The sequence below is a fragment of the Streptosporangium sp. DT93 genome, assembly GCF_049844535.1.
GTDB lineage: Bacteria > Actinomycetota > Actinomycetes > Streptosporangiales > Streptosporangiaceae > Streptosporangium.
This window is the reverse complement of the sequence record NZ_JBNCLF010000003.1, coordinates 341,317-367,268: the sequence shown is the minus strand read 5'-3', so window position 1 is coordinate 367,268 and position 25,952 is coordinate 341,317. Positions and strand designations below refer to the sequence as shown.

The 25,952-nt window shown below is 72.4% G+C and carries 28 protein-coding genes and 3 tRNA genes; 14 read left to right on the top strand and 17 right to left on the bottom strand.

Features of this window, described 5'->3' with window-relative positions; all coding sequences use genetic code 11:
* Positions 1–21: 21 nt before the first annotated feature.
* Positions 22–1,701, bottom strand: coding sequence for a heparinase II/III domain-containing protein (locus ACLQ2R_RS09525; protein WP_425958990.1), 1,680 nt, complete (start codon positions 1,699–1,701; stop codon positions 22–24).
* 291 nt (positions 1,702–1,992) lie between these two features.
* On the bottom strand, positions 1,993–2,979 hold the full coding sequence (locus ACLQ2R_RS09520) for a helix-turn-helix domain-containing protein (RefSeq protein ID WP_425958989.1): 987 nt from the start codon (positions 2,977–2,979) through the stop codon (positions 1,993–1,995).
* Between the two features lie 71 nt (positions 2,980–3,050).
* Between ACLQ2R_RS09520 and ACLQ2R_RS09515 the strand changes: the two genes are divergently transcribed.
* Positions 3,051–3,647 (top strand): HD domain-containing protein, encoded by a 597-nt coding sequence (locus ACLQ2R_RS09515; RefSeq protein ID WP_425958988.1) that lies wholly within the window; start codon positions 3,051–3,053, stop codon positions 3,645–3,647.
* 165 nt (positions 3,648–3,812) lie between these two features.
* Here the strand turns inward: ACLQ2R_RS09515 and ACLQ2R_RS09510 are convergent, their stop codons facing one another.
* Genes ACLQ2R_RS09510 through ACLQ2R_RS09480 form a run of 7 tightly spaced genes read right to left on the bottom strand, consistent with a single transcriptional unit; the run spans position 3,813 to position 7,486 of the window.
* The gene (locus tag ACLQ2R_RS09510) at positions 3,813–4,238 is read right to left on the bottom strand and encodes an antibiotic biosynthesis monooxygenase family protein (RefSeq protein ID WP_425958987.1); all 426 of its coding nucleotides are present in this window, start codon (positions 4,236–4,238) and stop codon (positions 3,813–3,815) included.
* 52 nt (positions 4,239–4,290) lie between these two features.
* Positions 4,291–4,878, bottom strand: a complete 588-nt coding sequence (locus ACLQ2R_RS09505; RefSeq protein ID WP_425958986.1) for a hypothetical protein — start codon at positions 4,876–4,878, stop codon at positions 4,291–4,293.
* Entirely contained in the window at positions 4,875–5,564 is a 690-nt protein-coding gene (locus tag ACLQ2R_RS09500; protein WP_425958985.1) for a DUF6286 domain-containing protein, read from the bottom strand. The genes ACLQ2R_RS09505 and ACLQ2R_RS09500 overlap by 4 nt, the downstream gene beginning before the upstream one ends.
* A complete protein-coding gene (locus ACLQ2R_RS09495; RefSeq protein WP_425958984.1) occupies positions 5,561–6,145 on the bottom strand; it encodes an Asp23/Gls24 family envelope stress response protein in 585 nt (194 codons plus the stop codon). The genes ACLQ2R_RS09500 and ACLQ2R_RS09495 overlap by 4 nt, the downstream gene beginning before the upstream one ends.
* On the bottom strand, positions 6,142–6,330 hold the full coding sequence (locus ACLQ2R_RS09490; protein WP_425958983.1) for a hypothetical protein: 189 nt from the start codon (positions 6,328–6,330) through the stop codon (positions 6,142–6,144). Before ACLQ2R_RS09490 ends, ACLQ2R_RS09495 begins: the two co-directional genes overlap by 4 nt.
* On the bottom strand, positions 6,327–6,995 hold the full coding sequence (locus tag ACLQ2R_RS09485; protein ID WP_425958982.1) for a hypothetical protein: 669 nt from the start codon (positions 6,993–6,995) through the stop codon (positions 6,327–6,329). Before ACLQ2R_RS09485 ends, ACLQ2R_RS09490 begins: the two co-directional genes overlap by 4 nt.
* Complete coding sequence (locus ACLQ2R_RS09480; protein WP_425958981.1) at positions 6,992–7,486, bottom strand: Asp23/Gls24 family envelope stress response protein; 495 nt, start codon at positions 7,484–7,486, stop codon at positions 6,992–6,994. Before ACLQ2R_RS09480 ends, ACLQ2R_RS09485 begins: the two co-directional genes overlap by 4 nt.
* Positions 7,487–7,794: 308 nt before the next feature.
* On the opposite strand from ACLQ2R_RS09480, the gene ACLQ2R_RS09475 reads away from it, so the two are divergent.
* Positions 7,795–8,571, top strand: a complete 777-nt coding sequence (locus ACLQ2R_RS09475; RefSeq protein WP_425958980.1) for a fumarylacetoacetate hydrolase family protein — start codon at positions 7,795–7,797, stop codon at positions 8,569–8,571.
* A 28-nt stretch (positions 8,572–8,599) separates the two neighbouring features.
* Positions 8,600–9,931 carry a glutamate--tRNA ligase gene (gene gltX, locus ACLQ2R_RS09470; protein ID WP_425959174.1) on the top strand — a complete coding sequence of 444 codons (1,332 nt, stop codon included), beginning with the start codon at positions 8,600–8,602 and terminating at the stop codon, positions 9,929–9,931.
* Between the two features lie 42 nt (positions 9,932–9,973).
* Here the strand turns inward: gltX and ACLQ2R_RS09465 are convergent, their stop codons facing one another.
* Both ACLQ2R_RS09465 and ACLQ2R_RS09460 read right to left on the bottom strand, forming a co-directional pair.
* The gene (locus ACLQ2R_RS09465) at positions 9,974–11,722 is read right to left on the bottom strand and encodes a carboxylesterase/lipase family protein (RefSeq protein ID WP_425958979.1); all 1,749 of its coding nucleotides are present in this window, start codon (positions 11,720–11,722) and stop codon (positions 9,974–9,976) included.
* A gap of 136 nt (positions 11,723–11,858) precedes the next feature.
* A complete protein-coding gene (locus tag ACLQ2R_RS09460) occupies positions 11,859–13,838 on the bottom strand; it encodes a M3 family metallopeptidase (protein ID WP_425958978.1) in 1,980 nt (659 codons plus the stop codon).
* A gap of 173 nt (positions 13,839–14,011) precedes the next feature.
* Between ACLQ2R_RS09460 and ACLQ2R_RS09455 the strand changes: the two genes are divergently transcribed.
* From ACLQ2R_RS09455 to ACLQ2R_RS09445, 3 genes are all read left to right on the top strand, one after another.
* A tRNA-Gln gene (locus tag ACLQ2R_RS09455) sits at positions 14,012–14,083 on the top strand.
* Positions 14,084–14,149: 66 nt separating this feature from the next.
* A tRNA-Glu gene (locus ACLQ2R_RS09450) sits at positions 14,150–14,225 on the top strand.
* 13 nt (positions 14,226–14,238) lie between these two features.
* A tRNA-Glu gene (locus ACLQ2R_RS09445) sits at positions 14,239–14,311 on the top strand.
* Positions 14,312–14,577: 266 nt separating this feature from the next.
* On the opposite strand, the gene ACLQ2R_RS09440 is transcribed toward ACLQ2R_RS09445, so the two are convergent.
* Complete coding sequence (locus ACLQ2R_RS09440) at positions 14,578–16,320, bottom strand: hypothetical protein (protein WP_425958977.1); 1,743 nt, start codon at positions 16,318–16,320, stop codon at positions 14,578–14,580.
* 80 nt (positions 16,321–16,400) lie between these two features.
* Positions 16,401–17,117, bottom strand: a complete 717-nt coding sequence (locus ACLQ2R_RS09435) for an IclR family transcriptional regulator (RefSeq protein WP_362800003.1) — start codon at positions 17,115–17,117, stop codon at positions 16,401–16,403.
* 70 nt (positions 17,118–17,187) lie between these two features.
* On the opposite strand from ACLQ2R_RS09435, the gene leuC reads away from it, so the two are divergent.
* The 4 genes from leuC to ACLQ2R_RS09415 all read left to right on the top strand — a co-directional run bounded on the left by leuC (position 17,188) and on the right by ACLQ2R_RS09415 (position 19,860).
* Entirely contained in the window at positions 17,188–18,564 is a 1,377-nt protein-coding gene (leuC, locus tag ACLQ2R_RS09430) for a 3-isopropylmalate dehydratase large subunit (protein WP_425958976.1), read from the top strand.
* 12 nt (positions 18,565–18,576) lie between these two features.
* Positions 18,577–19,164: a 3-isopropylmalate dehydratase small subunit gene (gene leuD / locus ACLQ2R_RS09425; protein WP_425958975.1), complete on the top strand. Its 588-nt coding sequence runs from the start codon at positions 18,577–18,579 to the stop codon at positions 19,162–19,164.
* A complete protein-coding gene (locus ACLQ2R_RS09420; RefSeq protein WP_425958974.1) occupies positions 19,143–19,397 on the top strand; it encodes a hypothetical protein in 255 nt (84 codons plus the stop codon). The genes leuD and ACLQ2R_RS09420 overlap by 22 nt, the downstream gene beginning before the upstream one ends.
* Before the next feature lie 163 nt (positions 19,398–19,560).
* Positions 19,561–19,860: an HU family DNA-binding protein gene (locus ACLQ2R_RS09415; RefSeq protein WP_362800210.1), complete on the top strand. Its 300-nt coding sequence runs from the start codon at positions 19,561–19,563 to the stop codon at positions 19,858–19,860.
* A 211-nt stretch (positions 19,861–20,071) separates the two neighbouring features.
* On the opposite strand, the gene ACLQ2R_RS09410 is transcribed toward ACLQ2R_RS09415, so the two are convergent.
* Together ACLQ2R_RS09410 and cofC are read right to left on the bottom strand one after the other, a co-directional pair.
* Positions 20,072–20,275: a hypothetical protein gene (locus ACLQ2R_RS09410; RefSeq protein WP_386242536.1), complete on the bottom strand. Its 204-nt coding sequence runs from the start codon at positions 20,273–20,275 to the stop codon at positions 20,072–20,074.
* Between the two features lie 9 nt (positions 20,276–20,284).
* Entirely contained in the window at positions 20,285–20,944 is a 660-nt protein-coding gene (gene cofC / locus ACLQ2R_RS09405) for a 2-phospho-L-lactate guanylyltransferase (protein WP_425958973.1), read from the bottom strand.
* 94 nt (positions 20,945–21,038) lie between these two features.
* On the opposite strand from cofC, the gene ACLQ2R_RS09400 reads away from it, so the two are divergent.
* The 3 genes from ACLQ2R_RS09400 to ACLQ2R_RS09390 all read left to right on the top strand — a co-directional run bounded on the left by ACLQ2R_RS09400 (position 21,039) and on the right by ACLQ2R_RS09390 (position 24,068).
* On the top strand, positions 21,039–21,752 hold the full coding sequence (locus tag ACLQ2R_RS09400) for a lysophospholipid acyltransferase family protein (protein ID WP_425958972.1): 714 nt from the start codon (positions 21,039–21,041) through the stop codon (positions 21,750–21,752).
* 20 nt (positions 21,753–21,772) lie between these two features.
* Complete coding sequence (locus tag ACLQ2R_RS09395; RefSeq protein ID WP_425958971.1) at positions 21,773–22,783, top strand: NAD(P)H-dependent glycerol-3-phosphate dehydrogenase; 1,011 nt, start codon at positions 21,773–21,775, stop codon at positions 22,781–22,783.
* A gap of 166 nt (positions 22,784–22,949) precedes the next feature.
* Complete coding sequence (locus tag ACLQ2R_RS09390) at positions 22,950–24,068, top strand: D-alanine--D-alanine ligase family protein (RefSeq protein ID WP_425958970.1); 1,119 nt, start codon at positions 22,950–22,952, stop codon at positions 24,066–24,068.
* Positions 24,069–24,092: 24 nt separating this feature from the next.
* Here ACLQ2R_RS09390 and ACLQ2R_RS09385 read toward each other — a convergent pair whose 3' ends face one another.
* Together ACLQ2R_RS09385 and ACLQ2R_RS09380 are read right to left on the bottom strand one after the other, a co-directional pair.
* A complete protein-coding gene (locus tag ACLQ2R_RS09385) occupies positions 24,093–24,545 on the bottom strand; it encodes a DUF3515 family protein (RefSeq protein ID WP_425958969.1) in 453 nt (150 codons plus the stop codon).
* A gap of 16 nt (positions 24,546–24,561) precedes the next feature.
* Complete coding sequence (locus ACLQ2R_RS09380; RefSeq protein ID WP_386242522.1) at positions 24,562–24,795, bottom strand: Lrp/AsnC family transcriptional regulator; 234 nt, start codon at positions 24,793–24,795, stop codon at positions 24,562–24,564.
* A 51-nt stretch (positions 24,796–24,846) separates the two neighbouring features.
* Between ACLQ2R_RS09380 and ACLQ2R_RS09375 the strand changes: the two genes are divergently transcribed.
* Positions 24,847–25,830 carry a thiamine-phosphate kinase gene (locus ACLQ2R_RS09375; RefSeq protein ID WP_425958968.1) on the top strand — a complete coding sequence of 328 codons (984 nt, stop codon included), beginning with the start codon at positions 24,847–24,849 and terminating at the stop codon, positions 25,828–25,830.
* Positions 25,831–25,952: the final 122 nt, after the last annotated feature.

Here is a 25,952-nt window from a genome sequence, read left to right as displayed (position 1 = left end):
GGCTGGGACCCCGGCCGGGCGTCAGGACAGGTCGGCGCCGCGGACGCGGAGGTTCACCGTGCCCTCGGAGGTCTTCACGACGACCGTGCCGCCGGAGCAGGACAGCGACGGATCGTCGGTGCCGGGCACGACCACCGTCAGCACGGAGGCGCCGGCGGCGGGGGCCACGACCGCGGGGGCGGGGTGTCGCTGCAGGTAGGCCGACGACACCCAGCCCTGGTACGGGTTCTTCCTGCCGCGGACGACCTTCAGCCCGCCGACCGGCTCGCACGACGGCATCGACACCTGCGCGAGCGTCGCCTTCCAGCCCTTCTCGTCCTTCAGCACCACCCGGCCGCCGCCGTTCGAGACGACGGACAGGTCACGGGAGAAGTGCCACAGGCTGGCGACCCGCGAGCCCTTGGGGACCGTGTCCAGCACGGCCATCACGTCCTGGCCGTGGCCGACGAGCACCGAACGGGTCCTGGGCACGCCGTAGGCCCTGTCGGTCAGCCGGTAGCTCTGCCGATCCCGCCCGATCGAGGACCCGCTCAGGGCGGTGGCGGTGGCACCGCGGAAGCGGGCCCCGGCCACCGTCGAGGTGTTGTGCGCCTGCGGCGACATCGTCCAGCGCCGGTAGCCGCTGTTCTCGTACGAGTCGAAGCCCGCGTCGACCAGGACGTCACGGCCCTGGGCGTAGTAGGTCACGCCCAGGTGGTCCTCGTGGCCGTGGTACTTCGTCCCGGGCCCGAAGCGGATGGAGTAGAACGCCGAGCCGGGGTCGTTCCAGGCGGTGCGCCCGTAGACGTAGCCGTTGCCGAACACCCGCACGGTCTTCTTCGGGGCGCCGTAGCCGACCGGCCGCACGTCCGCCCCGCCGTCACCGATCGGGACCATGTACCCGTTCGGCTGGGTCGAGTGGGCGATGAAGTCCTCCAGCGACTCCCAGCGCAAGGAGATGTCCCCGGGCACCTTGAGCCCGCACGCCCGGATGTTGTCCATGGCCACCTTGAGGCGCTCGTACACGTAGATCGCGTAACGCGGGGCCTGCTCGCGCAGCGCGCCCTGGGAGTCCACGTCGAGCTTCACGGTCTCGGTGAGCCGCCTGATCGCCAGGCCGGACCAGGCCGTGCGGCCGTAGCGGCAGCCGATGCCCAGCAGCGCGATGTCCTGGTCGATGCCGTGGTTGTGGCCCTTCTCGTACAGCTTCGGGTTCGACAGCATCGCGGCGTGGTCGGCCAGGCTGCGGGTGAGCCAGGCGGCGTCGACGTGCTTGCTCAGGCAGACCAGCGCGGGCGCGCGCAGCGCGATCGGGTGCTCCTGCCAGGCGTACGGGCTGCTCCTCGCGCCGCCGCGCGGGTTGTCGGCGACCCAGTCCCTGGCGATCTCGACGGCCCGTTCCAGGTAGGCCTTGTCGTTGTTGGTCTCGTAGTCGGCGACGAGGCGGCCCATCCAGCGCAGCGAGTGGAACACCATGCTCCACGAGCGGTTGCGGTAGGGGTCGGTGCGCCAGTCGACGTTCCTGCCGACCTTCACCGGGGCCAAGTCCAGGAAGCCGAGCCGGCCGTTCATCACGTCCGCCCCGGTGGGCGTGGCGGGCAGCCAGTCGCCCTGGCACTCCGTGGTGCGTTCCGCGGCGCCCGCCTCCGCGGTCCCGGCCGGGACGAGACAGGTCAGCAGCGAGACCAGGGCAAGGGCGAGTGCTTGTGTGCGGCGGCGCACGCCAGTTCCTTCCGGGACGGGGCGAGGGAGTGGATCATGCTGTCCGAATCCCATCAAACCGGTCAAGGTGGCAGGGGGGCTTCCGGGACATCGTTAGCAATTGGATGCGGGTCCCCACCGGTGGGATTCGCGGGTCCCACGAACATTGTGGGGCGTGTGAACCTTATTCGCCTCAAGGGCCGCACAGGGCCCGCGGGGCCTGTGAGGTTGCTGGGACTCGTGCGGTCCGCGCGGTCCGTGGGTCCGTGCGGGCCCGTGCGGCCCGTGCGGTCAGGGGCCGCCGGAGGCCGGTCACGGGGCCGGGCGGGTGGCCCTCTCCGTCCCGGAGGCGGTGCCGAAGGCCTCGCGGTAGGCGGCGGGGGAGACGCCGACCCTGCGGCGGAAGTGCGGGCGCAGTGCCACCGCCGAGGCGAACCCCACGCTGCGGGCCACCCGCTCCACCGGCTCGCGGGTGGTCTCCAGCAGCCGCTGGGCCTGCAGGACGCGCTGGTGGAGCAGCCACTGCGCCGGGGTGGTGCCGGTGACCCGGCGGAAACGCCGGTCGAAGGTCCGGCGGCTCATCGTGGCGCGGGCGGACAGGGCGTCCACGGTGAGCTCGCGGTCCAGGTGCCGCAGGGCCCATTCGAGGGTCTCGCCGATGGGGTCGCCGGTCGAGGGCGGCGGCACGGGGTGGTCGATGTACTGCGCCTGGCCGCCCGCCCGGTGCGGCGGGACCACCAGGCTCCTGGCGATGTGGTTGGCCTCCTCGGGGCCGTACGTCCGGCGGACGAGGTGGAGGCACAGGTCGATGCCGGCCGCGCTGCCCGCGGAGGTGAGGACGTCGCCCTCGTCGACGTACAGGACGTCGGGCCTGACGTCGACGAGGGGATGGGCCGAGGCGAGCAGCCCGGCGTAGCGCCAGTGCGTGGTGGCCCGGCGCCCGTCCAGCAGGCCCGCGGCGGCCAGCACGAACGTGCCCAGGCAGAGCCCGACCACGGTCGCCCCGCGCCGGTGGGCGCGGCGCAGCGCCTCCAGCGCCTCCCCCGCGGGCGGCGGGCCCGACGGGTTCCGCCAGGTGGGCACGACGACCAGGTCGGCGTCCTCCACGGCGCCGAGGTCGTACGGGGCGTCGAGGGTGATCCCGATGTCGGTGCGGACCGGGCCGCCCTCGGCCGAGACGGCCCGGGTGTCGAACTCCGGCAGCCCCGGTCGCCTCTCCCCGAAGACCGCGATCGGCACCGAGGCCTCGAACAGCGGGATGCCGTCGAACAGCATCACCGCGACCGTCCGGAAGGTCATGGCGCGATCCTATCGGCCGATGTCCTTTGAGCCACTCGCGCACGCGCGCCCGCTTCGGCAGGCTGGGCCGCATGAGACTCGCCGACATCGTCGTCCCCGACTCCCCGGCCGCCCGCGGCGCCCTGGAGGTGGCGACCGCCTACTGCCCGCCCGCCCTGCTCAACCACTCCGTCCGCGCCTACCTGTGGGCGGCGGCCTACGGCGCCATGAACGACATCGCCTTCGACGCCGAGCTGCTGTACGTGGCGTCGATGATGCACGACATCGGGCTGGTCGCGGAGTTCGACAGCCACACCGTGCCGTTCGAGGAGGCGGGGGGCCACGTCGCGTGGGTCTTCGCCGCCGGCGCGGGCTGGCCGGTCGAGCGCCGGGTGCGCGCCTCGGAGATCGTCGTACGTCACATGTGGGACAAGGTGGACCCCGAGCAGGACCCGGAGGGGCACCTGCTGGAGCTGTCCACCGCGCTCGACATCTCCGGCCGCAGGCCCGAGGACTTCCCGGCGGAGCTCCGCGCCGAGGTGCTGGAGCGCTACCCCCGGCTGGGGCTCGGCCCGTACTTCACCATGTGCATCCTGGAGCAGGGGGCCCGCAAGCCGGACAGCCAGGCCGGGAGACTGGCCCGCTCCGGGATCGCCGAACTCATGGCGAACAATCCCCTGGAGGGGTGAGCCCTCGCGGGGGCCCGGGCGGCAGGGGGGCAGGGGGCGTGCGGCGTGATCCCGCCGTGGGGCGCGGGCCGATCCGGGCCGTCCGGTGCGTCCGGGCCGTCTGATTCGTCAGGCCCGTTCGGGCCGTCCTGGTCGTTCGAAGTGTTCGAGCCCTTCGGGCGATGGTCAGGCTCCCGGCGCCGGGCCGGTGCTCTGCACCACCTCGAAGGACCACAGCTCGGCTCCGGTGGCGGCGGGACCCTGCCCGTGCCCGTGGCCCTGGGCCGGGCCCTGCCCGTGTCCCTGCCCGTGTCCCTGGCCCTGGTCATGCCCATGGCCCTGCCCCTGGTCGTTCCCCTGGCCCGCGTCGGCCGCGGCCTGGGCATGACCCCGCTGGAAGGCCTGGCTCTCGGTCCAGCGCTTGAAGTCCTCCTCCGAACGCCAGCGGGTGTAGACCAGGTAGCGGTCGGTGCCCTCCACCGGGCGGAGCAGCTCGAACCACTCGAATCCGTCGGCGGACTCGACGACCCCTGCCCGTCCGGAGAAGCGGCGCTCCAGCTCCTCGCGCATCTCCGCGGACACCGTCAGGGCGTTGATCTTCACGACCGGCACATCGTCTCCTCGAGGTGGTGGTTCCTCCGACCACTCTACGAGCGGCGCCCCGTCAGGCGAGGGTCCGCCGGGGACGTGGCGCGTCCTCCACGTTCACCCGGGCGACGGCGGGCATGTCCGGGCTCTCCAGGGCCTGGCGCATGTGCGGCAGCACCACCTCGCCCAGTTGCTCGCGGACCGCGCTCATCGGGGCGTTCCCGGCGAGGTTCACCCGCATCCGTACGCAGGGATCGCGTTCCGTGCCGATCATCGTGGCGGTGGCGCCGAGGATCGCGGGGTGGACGCCCGCCTCCGCGGACGCCGCGTCGGTCACGCCGCCGGTGTCGACCTCGGTCACCCCGGCCGGGCCGCCCTCCAGCCGCATGGTGTCCAGGCTGCGGCGGCGTCCCTGGACCAGCAGCCAGCGCAGGCCGAACAGGGCGAGCACGATCCCGCCGGCCGCGATCACCCAGCGGAGCGACGGGTCGTAGCGGGCGAACGCCGAGCGCATCGGCGCGTCGACGAGCGGTGCCCGGGCGGGCGCGGCGTCCTGCGGGAACACCCCGGCCCCGCGCGTGATCGTCAGCGCCGCCAGCGCGAGCAGCGCCAGCCCCACGAGGAGCAGTCCCAGCCGGTTGCCCCGGGCGGTCGTGTCGTTCACGGCGCTGCCCCGCCCCGCAGCCGCACGCGGACGGAGTGCCCGCGGACGGGGGAGAACGCGTCGATCCGCGCGTTCACCGCCTCCCGTACGACGTCGGCCAGCCCGGCGACGTCCCGCGTGCCGGCGTCGGCCCTCACCCGCACGGTCCTGCCCACCAGCCTCACCCTGGCGCGGTCGATGCCCGGCACCGCCTCGGCGGCGCGGGCCAGTGACCTGGCGAACCCCCGGCGGTGCACGCCGACCAGCAGCTTCCTGGTCCCGGTCCTGACCGGGACGAGCGTGGGCCGTCCCGGCACGATCGCGAGCAGCACCAGCAGCAGGCCCAGCAGGCCGATCAGGCCCGCGCCCGCCATCACCCGCTGGTCGCTCCACGGCGTGGACGAGGCCCAGGGAAGGATCCGGTCGTAGGGCACCAGCCGCAGCGGGCGGCGCAGCAGCGCGGAGACGACCTCCAGGGCCACGAGGAGGCCGAGCGCCGTCATCGCGGTGGCGGTGATCACGGAGGGGATCACCCGGCGCGGGCGGAACGCCCTGATCGCCGCGCGGTCCGCCGAGGCGTTTCTCGGCACCGCGCCGGACGCCCACGACGCGGGCGGTTCCGCGATTCCCGCGCCGGGTGCGGTCGTCGTCCCCGGGGCCGTCGCCTCGGGAGGCGGTCCGGCCTCGCCGGAGGTCCGGGTGGTCATCCGCGCTCCTCCCGGACAGGGGCGGTCCCCGGGGTCCCGGCGCCGCCGGTGACATCGGAGGTCCTGGTGGTCCCTGTGGTTCCGGTGGCGCCTGCGGTCCTTGCGGTCGCGGTCCTGGTCAGGGTCACGTTGACGACGTCGATGTCGATGTGGCCGACGTACAGGCCGGTCAGGGCCATGATCCGCTCCGCCACGTGGCTTCTGACCTGCTGGGCCACCTCGCGCAGCGGAGCCGGGTAGTCCACCGTCACGTCCAGGCGGAGCGTGGTGAGCTCGCCGTCCACGGTGGCGCGGGTACCGCCCCGGAAGGACAGCGGCCCCCGCTCGCCGACCTTCCGTACCCGTGCCACCTCTCCGGCCGCGCGGGTCGCGATGCGCGACACCACCCGATCGGATATATCGGTCCTGCCGCGCCGTTCCGCCGGTACGGCCGGGCGGCCGGACACGGTGGACGGGGTGGACCGGCCCATCTGCTCGGGGACACCGCCCGGCGGGGCGCCGGAGCCCGCGGAACCCGTGGGGCCCGCGGAACCCGGGTCCGCCCGGCCGGGCACGGGGCGGTGTTCGACCGGGGCGCTCATCGCCGCCTCGACGCCAGGCGGGACAGGTCGATCTGCCCGCTCTCCGCCAGGCGGCCGGCCATGAACCCGATGGCGCCCAGCACCAGCACCAGCAGGAACGCCGACAGGCCGCCGAAGGCCCCGGCGAAACCCAGCAGGACACCGACGACCGTGCCGAGCACGGACCAGACAGGGAAGCCGTTCACGTCAAACCTCCGATATGGACGTTCACCGGCCGGTCGCCCGCCATCGGGGCGACCGCCGCGCGGATCTCTTCGGCGATCTCCGGCAGCGGGCGTCCCAGCCTGACGACGACGGAGACCTCCACCTGGTCCTCGCGCAGCGCGACACCGGGCATCAGCTCGCCGGGCAGGTAGGTCGCCACCGTCCCGAAGGGACCGCCCGACAGATCGACGACGTCGGGACAGCGCCGTACCGCGTCGGCCATCCCGCGGGCGAGGACCGCCGCGCGGTGGACCGGATCCGGCCCCTCGCCGCCCGTCTCGGACCCGCTCGTCCCAGGCCCGGTCGTCTCGAACCCGCCCGCCTCCGGTCCGGCCGCTGCTCCCCGCGGGCCCGCGGACGTCCCCGGGCCGGCCGCCGGCGTGGATCCGGTGGATCCGTGCGCGTTCACGTCCGGCTCGCGGGCCGGGAGCCCCGGATCGGGAACCGCCGTACGGCGGGCCGAGGGCTCGGGATCGGGTGCGGGCACGGCCGTACGGCGGGCCGAGGGTGCGGGCTCGGCCGTACGGCGGGCCGAGGGTGCGGGCTCGGCCGTACGGCGGGCCGAGGGTGCGGGCTCGGTCGTGCGGCGGCCCGCTTCCCGCGGGTCGCGTGCGGGGCCCGGCGTCGCCGGGGCGGGGGCGCTCACTGGACGCGCGGCTCCGGCTCGGACGACGACTCCTCCGCCCCGTCCCCCTGGCCGGGCATGTGGACGTCGGAGACCTTGATGTTGACCTCGGTGACCTCCAGGCCGCACATCCGCTCGACCGCCGTGATCACGTTGCGGCGCACCGCGCCGGCCAGGTCGGGGATGGACATGCCGTACTCGACGACGAGTTCCAGGTCGGCGGCGGCCTGCCGCTCGCCCACCTCGACCGAGACCCCCTGCGTGACGCTCTTCTCGGCGCCGACCATGCCGCGCATCGCGCCGAAGGCGCGCGCCGTGCCCGCGCCCATGTTGTGCACGCCCTGGATCTCCCGGGCCGCCAGGCCCGCGATCTTCGCGACCACGCCGCTCTCGATGGTGGTGGTCCCCTTGGAGGTGACCAGCCCACCCTGCGTCGTCGAACTGTCGGTACGGGCCCGGGGCACCGTGGTCTCGCCGCCCTGGGGCCTGTTCACCGTGCTGGCTTCAGTCACGTCCGTTCCTTCCGCCGAGGGAGGGTCTCTCCGGTCCTTTGATGGTGCTACAGCCGGTAATACCCCCCATATGCCACGCAACCAGGACATACCTTTTCTTAGGTCAATCCTGGTCGTATCTGGAAAATAGGATTTATACTCAGTTTTAGTTATATATAGGTCATCACGGTGATGGCCGTGCGTCTCCGGGCAAGGCCACGCCCGCCGCCCGGCGAGGGCCGCAACCGGCCACGCCCCCCGTCCGGCGGGACCGTCTCCGGGTACGGTCGCGGTCCGGCGGGACCCGGAGCGCGACTAGCCTTGTCGGTGTGCGTATAGCGAGGTTCTCCACAGGAGACGGTGTCGGGTTCGGGGTGGTCGAGGGCGGCCCCGGGGAGGAGTTCGTCGCCGGGATCTCCGGTCATCCCTTCGGGCCGATCCAGTTCACCGGGGAGCGGTTCTCGCTCTCCCAGGTCAAGCTGATCGCCCCCATGCTGCCCAGCAAGGTCGTGGCGATCGGCAGGAACTACGCCGACCACGCGAAGGAGATGGGCGGGGAGGTCCCCGACGAGCCGCTGGTCTTCCTCAAGCCGTCCACCTCGGTGATCGGCACGGGTGAGGCCATCGCCTACCCGACGTCGCTCTCCCAGCGGGTCGACTACGAGGGGGAGCTGGCCGTGGTGATCGGCAGGCTCTGCCGGGAGGTCCCCCGCGAGCGGGCCCACGAGGTCGTCTTCGGCTACACCTGCGCCAACGACGTCACCGCGCGGGACCTGCAGAAGAAGGACGTCCAGTTCACCCGGGCCAAGGGCTTCGACACGTTCTGCCCGCTCGGCCCGTGGATCCAGACCGAGCTCGACCCCTCCGACGTCGCCATCGTCACCTCGGTGAACGGCGAGGTCCGCCAGAGCTCGCGCACCTCCAAGCTCATGTACGACATCCCCGCGCTGATCGCCCACGTGAGCGCGGTCATGACGCTGATCCCCGGCGACGTCATCCTGACCGGCACCCCCGAGGGGGTCGGCCCGCTCAGCGTCGGCGACGAGGTCAGCGTCTTCGTCGAAGGAATCGGCACTCTCAGCAACCGGGTGGTCCCCCGTGATTAGGGTTCGTTTCGCCCCCTCGCCGACCGGCATGTTCCACGTCGGCGGCGCCCGCTCCGCGCTGTTCAACTGGGCGCTGGCCGAGCAGTCCGGCGGACGGTTCGTCCTGCGCATCGAGGACACCGACGCCGCGCGCAACCGGCCCGAGTGGACCGAGGGCATCATCTCGGCGCTCGCCTGGATCGGTGTCAACGACACCCATCCGGCCTTCGAGGGCCCCTACTTCCAGTCCTCCTACGAGGAGCAGCACCGCGAGGCCGTGGCCAAGCTGCTGGTCGACGGCCGCGCCTACCACTGCGTCTGCACCCGCGACGAGGTCAAGGCCCGCACCGGCTCCCAGCACCAGGGCTACGACGGCTTCTGCCGCGACCGCGGCCTGACCGAGGGCGCGGTCCGCTTCCGCACCCCCGACGAGGGCGTCACCGTGGTCGAGGACCTGGTCCGGGGCACGGTGGAGTTCCCCAACGCCGCGATGGAGGACTTCGTCGTCGCGCGCGGCGACGGATCGCCGCTGTTCGTCCTGGCCAACGTCGTCGACGACGTGGAGATGCGGATCAGCCACGTGGTCCGCGCCGAGGAGCACCTGTCCAACACGCCCAAGCAGCAGCTGCTCTGGGACGCGCTCGGCGTCGCCCCGCCGGTCTGGGCGCACGTGCCGGTCATCGTCAACGAGAAGCGCCAGAAGCTGTCCAAGCGCCGCGACAAGGTCGCCCTGGAGTCCTACCGCGACGAGGGCTACCTGGCCGAGGCGATGGTCAACTACCTGATGCTGCTCGGCTGGGGCCCCGGGGACGACCGGGAGATCATGCCCTGGTCGGAGATGGTGCCGCTGTTCACGCTGGAGGACGTCAACCCCTCCTCGGCGTTCTTCGACGAGAAGAAGCTCCGCGCGTTCAACGGCGAGTACATCCGGGCGCTGCCCCTGGCGGAGTTCGTCTCCCGCTGCGACCCCTGGCTGGAGCCCGATTGGGACCGTGAGGTGTTCGCGAAGGTCGCCGAGCTCGCCCAGACCCGCATCGCGGTCCTGTCCGAGATCACGGCGAACGTCGACTTCCTCTTCCTGGACGAGCCCGTCCTGGACCAGGCGTCCTGGGACAAGGCCATGAAGAACTCCGCGGTGGAGATCCTCACCGGCTACCTGGCCCGGCTGGAGACGGTCGCGATGGACCCCGACTCGCTCAAGGTCGCCCTGGAGGAGGTCGGCGCCGAGCACGGGCTCAAGCTCGGCAAGGCGCAGGCTCCGGTCCGGGTGGCCGTCACCGGCCGGACCGTGGGCCTGCCCCTGTTCGAGTCGATCGAGGCCCTCGGCCGCGAGCGCACCGCCGAGCGCCTTCGCGCCGCCCTCGCAAGACTCGGGGCCTGAGGGGCCCGAGGGGCCCGAGGGGCCCGACCGGTTCCCCGTCGGTCAGGACGGGGAGCCGGTACGCCCCGCGGAGGGCGTTCCCGATGCGGCCAGGTCGTCCCAGAAGGAGAGCCGGTGCGCGCCGCTCCGGTCGAACGGCCCGACACCGCCCCGGCCGGGGGCCAGCCCCTGCGTGTACGGCGTGCCGTCCGAGGGGCGCACGCGCCGCCAGGTGGGCAGGCCGGGCCGGTTCGGGTCGCCGGTGGCGGCGAACCGGGACCAGTAGTCGATCATCACGTCGCCGAGCCGTCGCTGCTCGCCGGTGAGCGGGGCGGACTCCCAGCCGACCCCGAACAGGTACGACAGCTCCGAGCCGTGCGAGGCGAGCGGCGCGACGCCGTTCGGCAGCGGGAAGAGCACGGGCGCGGCGCGGTCGGCGAACTCGTAGGAGTAGGTCGGCACGTACCGGGCGAACATCAGGTCGGTGTCGCGCGCCGGCCAGGCCCAGTCCAGGTCGCTCATCACGGCCCCCAGCGCCTGCAGGGGTGAGCCGCCGTGCTCGCCCAGCGGGTAGCGGGCCAGCACCGCGGGCCCGTCCGCGCCGAACCTCTCGGTGAGGGTCGCCTCGTACCGCTCGGCCGTCATCGGCTGGAACATCAGCGCGGCGAACAGCGTGCCCTCGTCGCGGGTGACGCCCGTCAGGATCGGCACCCGGTTGAAGCGGCCCTCACCGAGGACCTTCGCGGGATCCTCGGGCAGCACCGCGTTGCCGTAGCCCGGCAGCGGGAGGGGCTGCAGGGCGAGCAGGTCGGCCACGGACCTGCCGCGCAGGCAGGCGAGCGCCGTGGCCGGGTCGGTGCAGCCCGCCGTGGCGGCCAGGCTCTGCCCGTACCCCTCGTGCGCGGCCCGGGGCACCCAGAGCGGCACGTCCAGGATCGGCCGCGGCCTGCCCTCCGCGGGCTCGCCCGTCCGGCACGGGCTGCTCTGGCCGATCGCCCGGTGGAACAGCCCCGCAGCCGAGGGGGAGGCGAGCTGCGCGCACACCGAGTGCGAGCCGGCGGACTCCCCGAACAGCGTGACGTTGCCCGGGTCGCCGCCGAACGCCGAGACGTTGCGCCGCACCCACCGCAGCGCCGCCTGCTGGTCCTCGATGCCGAACGCCCCGGAGTCCTCCAGGCCGGGATGGCCGAAGAACCCGAAGATCCCGAGCCGGTAGTTGACCGTCACCACCACGACGTCGCCCCGCACGGCCAGCCTGCGGGCGTCGTACTCGCTGCCCGCGCCCCTGGTCATGCCCCCGCCGTGCAGCCACACCATCACCGGCCGGGGCCGCTTCCCGTGCTCGCGCGCGGGGGTGGTCACGTTGAGGTAGAGGCAGTCCTCGGTGTCGCTCGCCGGCAGCCCCCAGACGTCGGCGACCTGGGCGCACCGTCCGCCCGGGGCGGTGGCGTCGCGCACCCCGCGCCACGGGGTGACCGGCCGGGGGGAGCGCCAGCGCAGGTCCCCGACCGGCGGCGCGGCGTACGGGATGCCCTGGAAGAGCCGGTGGCCGGCGGCCACCGTTCCCCGCACCAGGCCGGCGTCGGTACGCACGGTCGCCTTCCCGCCGCCCGCTCCGGCCGTGCCGGTCGCCCCGGTCCCCTCGGCCTGGTCTGTCCCCGGGGTCGCGCCCGTCGCGATGGTCGTCCCGGCCGCCACGACCGGTCCCGCGGTCGCCTCCGCCCGCGCCGTCGCCGGGCTCGCGGCGCCGAGCAGGGCACCGGCCAGGAGCGCGACGAGTGCGGCGCCCGTCCTCTTCCGTCCTTGTGTCATACCTCCAGTGTTCTTCCTTCCGCGCGGGAGCGCGGGAGGTGTGCTTGCCCGGCGGGGGTGGAGTTTCCCCCACCCCCGCGGTGCCCGGAGAACCCGTCGTGCCCGAGGAACCCGCGGCGCCCGTGGGCGGCGACGGCTACGCCTGCAGGCCGCGGCGCTCCAGCAGCGGCTCGATGCGCGGGTCGTGTCCCCGGAAGGCGCGGAAGGCGCCCATCACGTCCCGCGAGCCCCCCACCGACAGCAGCGTGGAGCGGAAGTGGTCGCCGTTCTCGCGCCTGAGGCCGCCGTTCTCCTCGAACCAGCCGACGCTCTCGGCGTCGAGCACCTCGCTCCAGATGTAGGAGTAGTAGCCGGCGCTGTAGCCGCCCACCCCGGCGGTGAAGATGTGCGCGAAGTAGGAGGTCCGGTAGCGGGTGCGGACCAGGTCGTAGGCGATCCCGGCGCGCTCCAGGGCCGCTGCCTCGAACGCCTCGGCGTCCTCGACGGTCTCGCCCGCGGGCAGCTTGTGCCAGGCCCAGTCGAGCAGCGTCGCCGCGAGGTACTCGACCGTGGCGAAGCCCTGGTTGAACCTCTCCGCCGCCCGCATCCTCTCCAGCAGCTCCGCGGGCACCGGCTCGCCGGTCTCGTGGTGCCGGGCGAAGTTGGCCAGGATCGACGGCCAGGTGGCCCACATCTCGTTGACCTGCGAGGGGTACTCCACGAAGTCGCGCGGCACCCCGGTGCCCGAGACCAGGGGGAAGCGCACGTCCGAGAACAGGCCGTGCAGGGCGTGGCCGAACTCGTGGAAGGCGGTGTTGACCTCGTCGAAGGTCAGCAGGGTGGGGCCCTCGGCCGGTTTGGTGATGTTGAGGTTGTTGATCACCACGGGCCGCTCGTCCAGCAGGTGCGACTGCCTCACCAGGCTGTTCATCCAGGCGCCGCCGCGCTTGGAGGGGCGGGCGTACGGGTCGAACAGGAACAGGCCCATCGGCGAGCCGTCGGCGTCGAACACCTCGTGGACGCGCACGTCGGGGTGGTAGCCGACGAGGTCCTCGCGGACGGTGAAGGTGATCCCGTACAGCTCCCCGGCCGCGTGGAAGATCCCGTCGTGCAGCACCCGGTCGAGCTCGAAGTAGGGACGCAGGTCGCCGCCGTCGAAGTCGTAGTCGGTCTTGCGCACCCGCTCGGCGTAGAAGGACCAGTCCCACGGCTCCAGCGGGAAGCCGGCCTCGCGGCCCAGCGCCTCGGCCTCCCGGCGGGCGTTGGCCACCGCCGGGCCCACCAGCCTGCCGAGCATCTCCTCCACGGCGTCGACGGTCTTGGCCGTCTGGTCGGCGACCGTGTAGGCGGCGTGGCTGGGGTAGCCCAGCAGGGCGGCCCGCTCGGCGCGCAGCTCCGCCATCCTGGCGGCCAGCGGCAGGTTCTCCGGCGCCCGGCCGACCGACAGCTCGTACAGCCTTCTGCGGGTCTCCCGGTCGGTCAGCTCGGCCAGCGCGGGCTGGTTGGTGTGGTTGAACAGCGGCAGCACGTAGCGGCCGTCCTTCTCCAGGGCCTTGATCGTGCTCTCCGGGAGCCCGTCCAGCGACGCGGGGTCTTCGACGACCAGCGCGGAGTCTGTGGAGGAGGCCAGCAGGTTCTGGGTGAAGGAGGTGGAGAGCCTGGTCAGCTCCTCGTTCAGCTCCCGCAGGCGGTCCTGCTCGGGCTCGGACAGGTCCGCTCCGGCCCTGACGAAGTCGACGCGGTACTTCTCCAGCAGCCACGCCTCCTCGGGGACGTCGGTGACGACCCGCCTGATCCGGGCGTACAGGTCGCGGTCCAGCCGGATGGCGTCGCCGTGCTTGGTCAGCCTGGGCAGGATCTCGGTCTCGATCCGCCGGATCTCGTCGGTGGCGTCGGAGGAGGCGATCGTCAGGAAGACGGTCGAGACGCGCCGCAGGACCTGGCCGGAACTCTCCAGCGCCTCGATCGTGTTGGCGAACGTCGGCGGCTCGGGGTCGTCCGTGATCTCACGCACCTCGCGCAGCTGCTCGGCCATGCCGCGCTCGAAGGCCGGAAGGTAGTGCTCCTCCCTGACCTGGGCGAACGGCGGGAGCCTGTACGGCAGCTCGCTGGGAGCGAAGAACGGGTTCTCGACCAAGGCGGAAACTCCTCACGGGTGGGCGGATCTCTCCAGCAGCGTCGCACAGCGGCCCTCGCGGCGGCAGCCCGGTGATGCCGCGATCCGGCCGCGGGTAATCGTTTTGGTCTTGACCCCCAACCTGGGCTATTCTTTCGGAGTCGCCAGGGAGTCCCGCAAGGGGCCCGGTGCGGTGGGGTATGGTGTAATTGGCAACACGGCTGATTCTGGTTCAGTTGTTCTAGGTTCGAGTCCTGGTACCCCAGCTGCATCTTCTTCTTTTTGAAGATGCCGCAGATTCGGTCCCCTCCGAATCTGATGACAGTGTGTAGGGTCCCGTCGTCTAGTGGCCCAGGACGCCGCCCTCTCAAGGCGGTAGCGCCGGTTCGAATCCGGTCGGGACTACCACTGTCTCTCGCAAGGCTCCGTCGTCTAGTGGCCTAGGACGCCGCCCTCTCAAGGCGGTAGCGCCGGTTCGAATCCGGTCGGGGCTACATCGCGAACCCCCGGAAGCAACGGCTTCCGGGGGTTTTTCGTTTCTCCGGCCCCCGCGACCCTTTCCGGCCGCCGGGCTCCGTGAGGCCGTCGAGCTCCGTTGAGGCCGCACGGGCGAGCGTGACACCGTACGGGCGAGCGTGAGGCCGTACGGGCGAGCGTGAGGCCGTACCGGCGAGCGTGAGGCCGTACCGGCGAGCGTAAGGCCGTACGGGCGAGGGCGCGGCGGGGAGGCCCTCCCTGGGAAGGCCTCCCCTGTCCGGCGCTAGTTCTGGCCGGAGCGGGCCTTGAACAGGGCCCGCTTGGCGGCCTTGCCGACCTGCTTGTCGGGGTGGGCCTTGCCGATGGCCTCCAGGAGCTCCTCCAGGTGCGGGTGCGGCACCTTCCAGATCACGTCCAGCAGGTTCACCAGGTTCGGCACGTTGCCGATGTCGTCCAGGCTGCTGACGAACTCCGGGCGGCCCAGGCCGGCGGAGATGGTCAGCATGTCGAGGATCAGCCAGTGGGTGTCGGCCTGGGTGGGCGGGGGAGCGTCCTCGACGCCGAGCTGGGCCAGGTGGGTGGCGGCGTACGGGCGCAGGGAGGGCTCGTCCAGGGCCTCCCGCCACGCGGGGGCGGCCACCTCGCCGAGCGAGCCGACCATGCTGGCCGCCTGCACCCGGATCAGCGCGTCCGCGTCGTCCTCGGCCGCGGCCTCCAGCAGATCCCTGGCGGCCTGTTCGGGGGCGCGCAGCTCCATCCAGGCGGCGAACTCGGCGTCGGCCTCCTCCTCGGGCAGCTCGGCGCCGAAGGAGAGCAGGTCCAGGGCGGTCATCGCGTCGATGGCGGGCCGGGCGTCCAGCTCGATGTCGGCCTCGTCGGCCAGGTGGACCACGCCCTCCATGCCGAGCGGCGTCAGCCGGACCTGGTCGTGCTCGACCTCGACCATGCCGTAGCCGGTCAGCCAGTCGAGCACCGGGTTGAGCGGGTCGCCGTAGCGCTCGACGGCGGCGGCCCAGGCCTCGGCGCCCAGGTCGTCGTACTCGGCGGCGGCCTCGGCCAGCTCGGCGCGGAGCTCGGCCAGCGGCTTGGAGCCGGTCGCCAGCAGCACCCGGACGAGCAGGGCCCGCGTCAGCCCCGACAGGGCGATCGTGGCCTCCTCGTCGTCCAGCTCGGGGTCGCCGTAGTCGATGGAGTGCAGGCCCGCCATCCACGCGTCGAGGGCGTCGTCGTCCTCCTCGAAGGGCCACTCGGCGGTGTCGGGGTCGACGCTGACGGTGTCCTCCCCCTCGGGCTGGAGGAAGTCCAGGTCGATCGCGAGGTTCCAGACGTTCCACAGGGCCGGGACGGAGTCGGCCAGCGACGCGCCGCCCTTCTCCGGGACCGGGAAGCCCAGCACCCCCAGGGCCTCGGTGATCTCGGCGTCGTCCAGCAGGCTCGTCTCGCCGACCCGGCGCTCGGTCCCGACCCAGACCGCGAGGTCGCGGGCCTTGCCGATCAGGACCGTCGTGCGGGTGGCCGCGGCCAGCTCGGAGTCCGGTCGCAGCCTGATCGTCGGCAGCTCGGAGAGCTCGTCGGCGAACGGCTCGAAGTCGCCGAGCCCCTCGTCCTCCTCGTCGAACTCCTCCTCTTCCTCCTCGTCGTCGGCGACGACGAGGTCCTCCATGGCGTCGACGAAGTCGTCCTCCAGCCCGTCGAGCTCGGCCAGCAGGTCCTCCAGCGAGGCCGAGCCCTTGGACAGGCGTCCGGAGTCGGACAGGAAGGTCAGGTAGGCGCGGACCGACGGCACCATGCCGTCGGCGGCGGCGTCCGGGTCCTCGACGACCTGGGGCATCCGTTCGAGGAGGACCGTGCGCAGATCGGACCGCTTCCACCGGCCCACGTCGTCGGAGGCGATCAGCCGGTGCCACAGCGCGACAGGGCCGACCAGGCCGGAGTCGCTGCCGGGCGCGTTCTCACGCGCCCAGAGGATGAAGTTCTGGAGCAGGGGACGCAGTTCAGCCGCGGCTGCCTCGATGCGATCTGTCACCTCCCCAGCCTAGGGGGCGGCAGGGGTGCTCGCCTCCTCATATCGCCCCCCGAGGGGCCCCCGTCGGCGTCGGTTCGGACTCAGTTGGCCCTGCGCATCGACTCGGTGATCCTTTCTGCGGCGCTGACCACCGGGGCGGCGTGCAGGCGGCCGGGAGTGCGGGTCAGGCGCTCGATCGGACCGGAGACCGAGACCGCGGCCACGACCTTGCCCCCCGCCCCCCTGATCGGGGCCGAGACGCTGGCCACCCCCTGCTCGCGTTCGCCGACGCTGTGCGCCCAGCCCCTGCGCCGCACGCTCGCCAGGGTGGCGGCGGTGAACTTGGCCCCGCGCAGGCCGCGGTGCAGGCGGTCGGGCTCCTCCCAGGCGAGCAGGATCTGGGCCGCGGACCCGGCGAGCATCGGCAGGGCCGAGCCGACCGGGACGGTGTCGCGCAGCCCGCTGGCGCGCTCGGCGGCGGCCACGCAGACCCGTTCGTCCCCCTGGCGCCGGTACAGCTGGGCGCTCTCCCCGGTCAGGTCCCGCAACTGGGTCAGGACGGGCGAGGCGACGGCCAGCAGCCGGTCCTCACCGGCCGCGGTGGACAGCTCCGACAGGCGAGGTCCCAGCACGAACCGGCCCTGGGTGTCGCGGGAGACGATGCGGTGGTGTTCCAGCGCCACGGCCAGCCGGTGGGCGGTGGGCCGGGCCAGGCCGGTGGCCTGGACGAGCTGTGCGAGGGAGGCGGGGCCCGCTTCGAGGGCGTTGAGCACGAGGACGGCCTTGTCGAGTACGCCGACTCCGCTAGAGTTGTCCATACACCGATACTGACGTCTCGACATATGAGAAGGCAAGTAGGTGTGGGACAGCCGATCGCAAGGAGGCGACATGGGCCGCACGCTCGCGGAGAAGGTCTGGGAGCAGCACGTCGTGCGACGTGCGGAGGGAGAACCCGACCTTCTCTACATCGACCTGCACCTCGTTCACGAGGTGACCAGCCCGCAGGCGTTCGACGGCCTGCGGATGGCGGGCCGTCCGGTCAGGCGGCCCGACCTCACGATCGCCACCGAGGATCACAACGTCCCGACCGTACGCGGTCCCATCGAGGACCCGGTCTCCCGGGTGCAGGTGGAGACGTTGCGCAAGAACTGCGCCGAGTTCGGCGTCCGGCTGCACCCCATGGGCGACGCCGGTCAGGGCGTGGTGCACATCATCGGCCCGCAGTTCGGCCTGACCCAGCCCGGCATGACGATCGTGTGTGGCGATTCTCACACCTCCACCCACGGCGCCTTCGGCGGCATCGCGTTCGGCATCGGCACCTCCGAGGTGGAGCACGTGCTGGCCACCCAGACGCTGCCGTCCTACCGGCCGAAGACGATGGCCATCGAGGTCTCCGGCGAGCTGCCCCCGGGCGTCAGCGCCAAGGACCTCATCCTGGCGATCATCGCCAGGATCGGCACCGGCGGCGGCCAGGGCTACATCGTGGAGTACCGCGGCGAGGCGATCCGCGGGCTCTCCATGGAGGGCCGCATGACCGTCTGCAACATGTCCATCGAGGCCGGGGCCCGCGCCGGCCTGATCGCCCCGGACGAGACCACCTTCGCCTACCTCGAGGGCCGCCCGCACGCGCCGTCCGGCGCCGACTGGGACGCCGCGGTGGAGTACTGGCGGTCGCTGGTCACCGACGAGGACGCCGTCTTCGACACCGTGGTGGAGATCGACGCCACCACGCTGACCCCGTTCGTCACCTGGGGCACCAACCCGGGCCAGGGGGCGCCCCTGGGGACGGCCGTGCCGCGCCCCGAGGACACCGACGACCCCGCCGCGGCCGCGCGGGCCCTGGAGTACATGGGCCTGACCGCGGGCACCCCGCTCCGCGACGTCGCCGTGGACACGGTCTTCGTGGGCTCGTGCACCAACGGCCGTCTGGAGGACCTGCGGGCCGTGGCCGACGTGCTGCGCGGACGGCAGGTCGTCACCCGCACGCTGATCGTGCCCGGCTCGATGCTGGTCAAGCTCCAGGCCGAGCAGGAGGGGCTGCACGAGGTCTTCAGGGCCGCCGGCGCCGAGTGGCGCGAGGCGGGCTGCTCCATGTGCCTGGGCATGAACCCCGACACCCTCGCCCCCGGCGAGCGCAGCGCCTCGACCTCCAACCGCAACTTCGAGGGGCGCCAGGGCAAGGGCGGCCGTACCCACCTCGTGTCCCCGCAGGTCGCCGCCGCGACCGCCGTCACCGGCCGGCTCACCGCCCCCGCCGACCTGTAAGGAGTCCCCGCGATGGAAACGTTCGTCACCCACACCGGCCGGGCCGTGCCGCTGCGCCGCAGCAACGTGGACACCGACCAGATCATCCCCGCCGTCTGGCTCAAGCAGGTCAGCAGGACCGGGTTCGAGAAGGGCCTGTTCTCCGCCTGGCGCGAGGACCCCGGCTTCGTCCTGAACGACCCCGCCCACCAGGGCGCCACGATCCTGGTCGCCGGACCCGACTTCGGCACCGGCTCCTCCCGCGAGCACGCGGTCTGGGCCCTGCAGCAGTACGGCTTCCGCGTCGTGATCGCGGCCAGGTTCGGGGACATCTTCCGTAATAACTCCACCAAGATGGGCCTGCTCCCGGTCGTCCTGCCGGGGACGGTCGTGGAGGACCTGCAGTCCGCGGTGGAGGCCGACCCCACCCTGGAGATCACCGTCGACCTGGACGGACGCCAGGTCAGGTGGGGCGCCGAGACGGTCGCGTTCGAGATCGACGACTACACGCGCTGGCGGCTCACGGAGGGCCTGGACGACATCGGGCTGACCCTGCGCAACGCCGACGCCATAGGCACATACGAGAATGGTCGGCAGCCATGGCTGCCGACGACCGTCTGACGGGTTCAGAACACGAGCTGGCGTGGCGGTTGCGCGAGGCGCACCGCCGCGTCAGGTCCCTGCCCGTCCCCGCCGAGGAGCGAAAGCGCCTCACCCGGCGCCTGCTGAGCATCTGCGACCTGTCCAAGAGGGACGTCGAACACGCCGCAGCGCGTCTTGATTTGTTCCTTCTCAGTATTGATGTCCTGGTTTCAGATACGCCAAGCACTGGAAACATTGCGGAAGGTGATTGAGTCATACGGCTCCGTCCCCTAATTTCAAGCGGGCAGGGGGTTTCTCACCGTGATCGTCCATGAGAGATCCGTGACGGGACCCCTCGCCGCGACAAATCGGGTGAGACGGGTTTTCTGCCTCGTGACCCACTCCCGGACATCGGTAAGCAGGGGGAGCAACCTTATGAACAAGAAGGAACTCGTCGACGCCATAGCGGATCGGGTGGGCGACAAGAGAACGGCCACCGAGGCCGTGAACGCGGTGCTCGACGCCATCCAGACCGCCGTCGCGAGTGGCGACAAGGTATCGATCACGGGATTCGGCGCTTTCGAGATGGTGCACAAGCCGGCCCGTACCGCCCGCAACCCCTCGACGGGTGCCGAGATCAGGGTCGCCGAGAGCTGGGGGCCCAAATTCCGGCCGGGCTCGGACTTCAAGGAGCTCGTCAACAGCGGCGGAAAGAAGGCCTCGAAGAAGAGGTAGACCCCGGCACGGACGCCCGGCCCCGGTGAGGGCCGGGCGTCCGGCTTTTCCGCGACCGTACGGAAAAAGGGCGGGACGTCCCGTGAACCGGAGGCCGGAACGCGAGAACCGGCAAGCCGGGAAACCGGGAACGCGGCGACGCGAGAAGCGGGAACGTGGGAACACGAGAAGCGGGAACGTGGGAACGCGACGCGGGAGCGGGGAAAGGCGGCTACCCGGGCACCGGGAAGGTCGACAGGGTGACGTAGGAGACGTCCTCGCCGTCCATGACGATGTTCACCCGCTGGCCGGACCTGAGCAGCCGCAGCGGCCCGGCGTCGAACGCCGCCGTCCCGAACGGGATCTCGGTCCCGTCGTCGAGGAAGACCGACCCCGACCGGGTCGCCGGATCGAAGGTCCGCACCGTCGCCTGCACCCGCCCAGCCTAACCCGCCGTCCCCTCCCCGGCCGAGATCCTCCCCGCCACGGCCAGCGTGCGGGGGCCGACGCCCAGGGCCAGCGCCCGGCGCAGATCGCCGGGGGTGTCCACGTCGGTGCGGACCGACTCCACCTCCCGCACCGTGAGCTCGACGGCGCCGCGCCCCAGGTGCCGCTCGCGCGACGCGCCGCCGAACCCGGGTGTGAAGGCCACGCCGGGGGCCGCGCCGTAGAAGGTCGTGCCGATCTCGGCGCCGTCGGGCAGGAACGCCTGGTCGAACCCGGACGCGGCGGCCAGCACGCGGGCCAGCTCGGCCGGGCGCAGGGCGGGCAGGTCGGCCTGGAGGGCGCCCACGGCCCCGCCGGGCGCCAGCCGTGCCGCCTCGGCGGCACCGTGCCGCAGCGCGGCGTTCAGGCCCGCCCCGGGGTCGCCGACCACGTGGGCGCCGACCTGGGAGAGCGCCTCGGCCGCCACCGGGTCGCCCGTCACCACGACCACCCGCGCGACGAGCGCGCAGCGCAGCGCGGCCTCGACGGTGTCGCAGGCGATCGCCACCGCCAGCGCGGTTCGGTGCGGGCCCGCCGCGGCCGCCAGGCGGGTCTTGGCGGCGATCAGCGTCTTGACCGGGACGACGAGCGTCCAGGCGGGGTTCTCCGGGGCGGACATGACACCAAGCATCCCGCCTCGACACCACCGGTGGTGAACCGGGAGACTGGCCGTGCGACCGGAAAGCCCCCGCCCCGTCGCCGTGGAGGAGCCGATGAGACGTCCGGGATGGCCCTCGCGCTTCTGGGTCGCCTTCGCCGTGGTGATCGTCAAGCCGATCTCGTGGCTGCTGGTCAGGAAGGACTGGCGCCGCGTCGACCGGCTGCCCCGGGAGGGCGGCATCATCATGGTCACCAACCACCTGTCGTGGCTGGACCCCATCCTGATCGCGCACTTCCTCTACAACAACGGCCGCTGGCCGGTGATCCTCGCCAAGTCGGGGCTCTTCTCGGTGCCGCTGATCGGCCCCCTGGTGCGGGCGATGCAGGCCATCCCCGTCCACCGGGGCAGCGTGGACGCCGCCCGCTCGCTGGAGGAGTCCCGGCGGAGGCTCGCCGCCGGGGCGTGCGTGATGTTCTACCCGGAGGGCACCTGCACCCGCGACCCGGACTTCTGGCCCATGGAGGGCAAGACCGGCGCCGCCCGGCTGGCGCTGGCCACCGGGGCGACGGTGATCCCGGTCGCCCACTGGGGCGTCCAGGAGATCCTGCCGTACGGCGCGAGAAGGCCCAGGCTGCTGCCCCGCAGGACCTTCAGCGTGCAGCCGGGACCTCCGGTGGACCTGTCGAGGTACGCGGGGGAGCCGCTCGACGCGGACGTGCTGCGCGCGGCGACCGCCGACATCATGGAGGCCGTCACCGCCCAGCTGGCCGAACTCCGCGGGGAGAAGCCCCCTCCCGCCCCGACGGCGCGTCCGTCCCGCGACTGACTTCGGCGTACGGTGATGAAATGACCAAGGCGGCTGTATTCGGCACGGGCTCGTGGGGAACCACGTTCAGCATGATCCTCGCGGGCGCGGGCACCCGGACGACGATCTGGGGCCGCAGGGCGGAGGTCGTCGAGGCGATCGACCTGCGCCACGAGAACCCCGACTACCTGCCCGGCGCCGTGCTGCCCGAGACGCTGCGGGCCACCACCGACCCCGCCGAGGCCCTCGACGGCGCCGACTTCGTGGTGCTCGCGGTGCCCTCCCAGACGCTGCGGCAGAACCTGCTCGCCTGGAAGCCGCACCTGCCGCCGGAGGCGGTCCTGGTCAGCCTGATGAAGGGCATCGAGCTGGGCACCACCAAGCGGATGAGCGAGGTGATCTGCGAGGTCGCCGAGGTGCCGCGGGAACGGGTCGCGGTGGTCTCCGGGCCGAACCTGGCCGGGGAGATCATCCGGGGCCAGCCCGCCGCGACCGTGGTCGCCTGCACCGACGAGCGGGCCATGGAACGGCTCCAGGAGGCGTGCCACCTGCCGCCCTGGTTCCGCCCCTACACCAATCCTGACGTCGTGGGGGTCGAGCTCGGCGGCGCCGTGAAGAACGTGATCGCCCTGGCGGTCGGTGTCTCGGCGGGGATGGGGCTCGGCGACAACGTCGGGGCGATGCTGATGACCCGCGGGCTGGCCGAGATCTCCCGGCTGGGCGCGGCGCTCGGCGCCGACCCGCACACGTTCGCGGGCCTGGCGGGCATGGGCGACCTGGTGGCCACCTGCACGTCCCCGCTGTCGCGCAACCGCACCTTCGGCGAGAACCTCGGGCGGGGCATGACCCTGACCGAGGTCGTCGCCGCGACCAGGCAGACCGCCGAGGGGGTCAAGTCCTGCGAGTCCGTGCTGGAGCTGGCCAGGAAGCACGACGTGGAGATGCCGATCACCGAGGTGGTGGTGGCCGTCGTCCACGACGCCATGCCCCCGAGCGAGGCCGCGGTGCTCCTGATGTCCCGCACGCCCAAGCCGGAGCGGTACGGCGTCTGAGCGGCACGCCGGGCCCGCGCCGGGCGGCTCGCTTCCCCTCCCGGTCCAAGGCCGCAGAGGAGCGCGGCGTGGACATGACCAAGAGGCCGGGCCCCCTACCCGCATCGAGTAGATAGGCACGCCCAACAGCCGGATTGCCCTCTAACAGGGGGTAGATTCGGTCATCATGAGCCAGCAGCACGAACCCCTTCCGAGGGTCGCCGTCCTCTTCGGCGGTCGCAACTCCGAGCACGCCGTCTCCATCATGGGAGCGGGGAGCGTGCTGGAGGCCATCGACCGCTCCAGGTACGAGGTCATCCCCATCGGGATCGCCCGGGACGGCCGGTGGGTGCTCGCCTCGGGGGAGCAGCGCTACGCGATCGAGGGCGGCGAGCTGCCCGTGGTGGACGCGGAGAGCGCGACGCTGGCCCTGACCTCGGGAACCTCGGGCGGCGGCTCGCTGGTGGCGTACGACCCCGGCAGCATCCCGGTGGAGCTCGGCCAGGTCGACGTCGTCTTCCCCGTGATGCACGGGCCCTTCGCCGAGGACGGCACGATCCAGGGACTGCTGGAGATGGCCGGGGTCCGCTACGTCGGCTCCGGGGTGCTGGCCAGCTCGGTCGGCATGGACAAGGCGTACATGAAGACGATCCTCGCCGCCGCCGGGCTGCCCGTCGGCCCGTACGTGGCGATCCGCGACCGCGACTGGCGGACCGAGCGCGAACGGGTCCTCAAGGAGGTCCAGGAGCTCGGCTGGCCGGTCTTCGTCAAGCCCGCCCGCGCCGGGTCCAGCCAGGGCATCTCCAAGGCGTCCGACCTGGAGGAGCTGGAGCGGGCCATCGAGTTCGCTCGCGAGCACGACCCCAAGGTGCTGGTCGAGGCGGCCGTCGTCGGCCGGGAGATCGAGTGCGCGGTGCTGGAGTCGCCCGGCGACGAGGCGCCCCGGGCCAGCCTGCCCGGTGAGGTGCTGGTCCACGGCGAGCACGAGTTCTTCGACTTCGAGGCCAAGTACATCGGCAGCGACATGTCGCTCTCGGTGCCCGCGGACATCCCCGAGGAGACCGCCGAGGAGCTGCGCGCGATGGCCGTGCGCGCCTTCGAGGCGCTGGGCTGCGAGGGCCTGTCACGGGTCGACTTCTTCCACACCCCCGACGGACGGCTGATCGTCAACGAGATCAACACCATGCCGGGCTTCACCGCGATGTCGGTCGCGCCGCAGCTCTGGGCCGCCACCGGGGTGCCCTACGGCGAGCTGGTCGACCGGCTGATCCGGCTCGCACTGGCCCGCCCGGCCGGCCTGCGCTAGCGGTCGTGGCCGGTCAGGGGCCGCTCATCGCAGGGCAGGTTCCGGCAGGGCCGCCTTGATCGGCACCGCCAGATCGATCAGCACGTTCTGCGGGACGTGCTCCCGCGCGATCGTCACCTCGACGTAGGCTTGCCGGCCGATCGCCGTGAAGAGAGCCGGCCTGGCCGGGTCGGCGTACCACGCCACCCCGTCGATCTCGGGCACCTGGTCGGTGGGCGACATCGTCGCCGGGCGCGGCACCCCGCAGCGCAGGGCGATGCGCCCCGCCCCCCACACCGCCACGTACGGGGAGACCGGGTCGGACCCGACCCGTTCCTGCCCGTCGAGGTCGCGCGGGAGCCGCTCGGCGAGCGACCGGCACCCGGCGACGGCGGCCCCCTCGGGGACGGGCGGCTCGACCCGCACGGCGCCGCCGCATCCGGCCAGGATCAGCAGGAGGCAGGCGTACGCCGTCCGGCGGGCGAACCGGAGCGTCACGTCAGGGTTCCACGGGTCAGATGTGGACGATGGGGCACGTGAGGGTACGTGTGATCCCCTCCACGCCCTGGATCTGGGCGACGACGAGCTTTCCCAGCTCGTCGACGTTGTGCGCCTCCGCTCGCACGATCACGTCGTACGGACCGGTGACGTCCTCGGCCTGCGTGACGCCGGAGATACCGGAGATCTCCTGAGCCACGCTCGCGGCCTTGCCGACCTCGGTCTGAATCAGGATGTAGGCCTGCACCATAACGACCTCCCGGGCGATTGGATCAGTGCCGAAGGGCCACCGTACCCTGTGATGAACGGGAGGTGTGTCATCACAGTAGGAGATCTCGGCGAATTCGGGGTTGTTGCACGTATTGCCGGACGCCTGCCCCAAGGTGGGACGGTACTTCTCGGCCCCGGGGACGACGCCGCGGTGGTGAGCGCTCCTGACGGGCGGGTCGTCGTCACGACGGACCTGTTGCTCGAGGGTAGGCACTTCCGCCGCGATTGGTCCAGTGGCTACGACATCGGCCGCAAGGCCGCGGCGCAGAACCTCTCGGACGTGGTGGCCATGGGGGCCGACCCCACCGCCATCGTGGTGGGCCTGGGGCTGCCCGCCGACGCGGCCACCGGCTGGCTGGACGACCTCACCGACGGCTTCCGCGACGAGTGCGACCTGGTCGGCGCGAGCGTGGCCGGGGGCGACATCACCCGCTCCGGCCTGGTGGTGATCTCCGTCACGGCCCTGGGCGACCTGGGCGGGCGGCCGCCGGTCACCCGGTCGGGGGCCCGGGCCGGGGACGTGGTCGCGATCGCGGGCCGCCTCGGGTACGCCGCGGCGGGGCTCGCCCTGCTCGGCGCGGGAGTGAACGGGCTGATCGGACTGAACGGGCCGGCCGGGCCGGCAGAGTTGATCGATGCCCACCGCCGCCCGGCTCCCCCCTACGCGCGCGGCCCCCAGGCCGCCGCCCTGGGGGCCACCGCCATGCTCGACGTCAGCGACGGGCTGCTCCAGGACCTCGGCCACGTGGCCGTCGCCTCCGGGCTCGCGCTGCTGCTGGAGGCAGAGGCCTTCACCGTCCCGCCGGTGATGCGCGAGGCCGCCCGGCTGATCGGCGTCGACCCGCTGGAGTGGGTGCTCTCCGGCGGGGAGGACCACGCGCTCGCCGCCACCTTCCCCGCCGGGACGGACCTGCCCGACGGATGGACGGTGGTCGGCCGGGCCGTCGAGGGGACGGGAGTGCAGGTCAGCGGCTTCTCACCGGAGCGCGGAGGGTGGGACCACTTCCGGGAGTGACGTTCCTCACCCCCCGTTACATTTGTGAAAATTGCGACAAACGTTTACCGAACTGGTATGAAGATGGGCGGTCGTGATTCCCTCCGAGAAAGGGTCTGTATGGGCCGCCACGCTGGAGACGG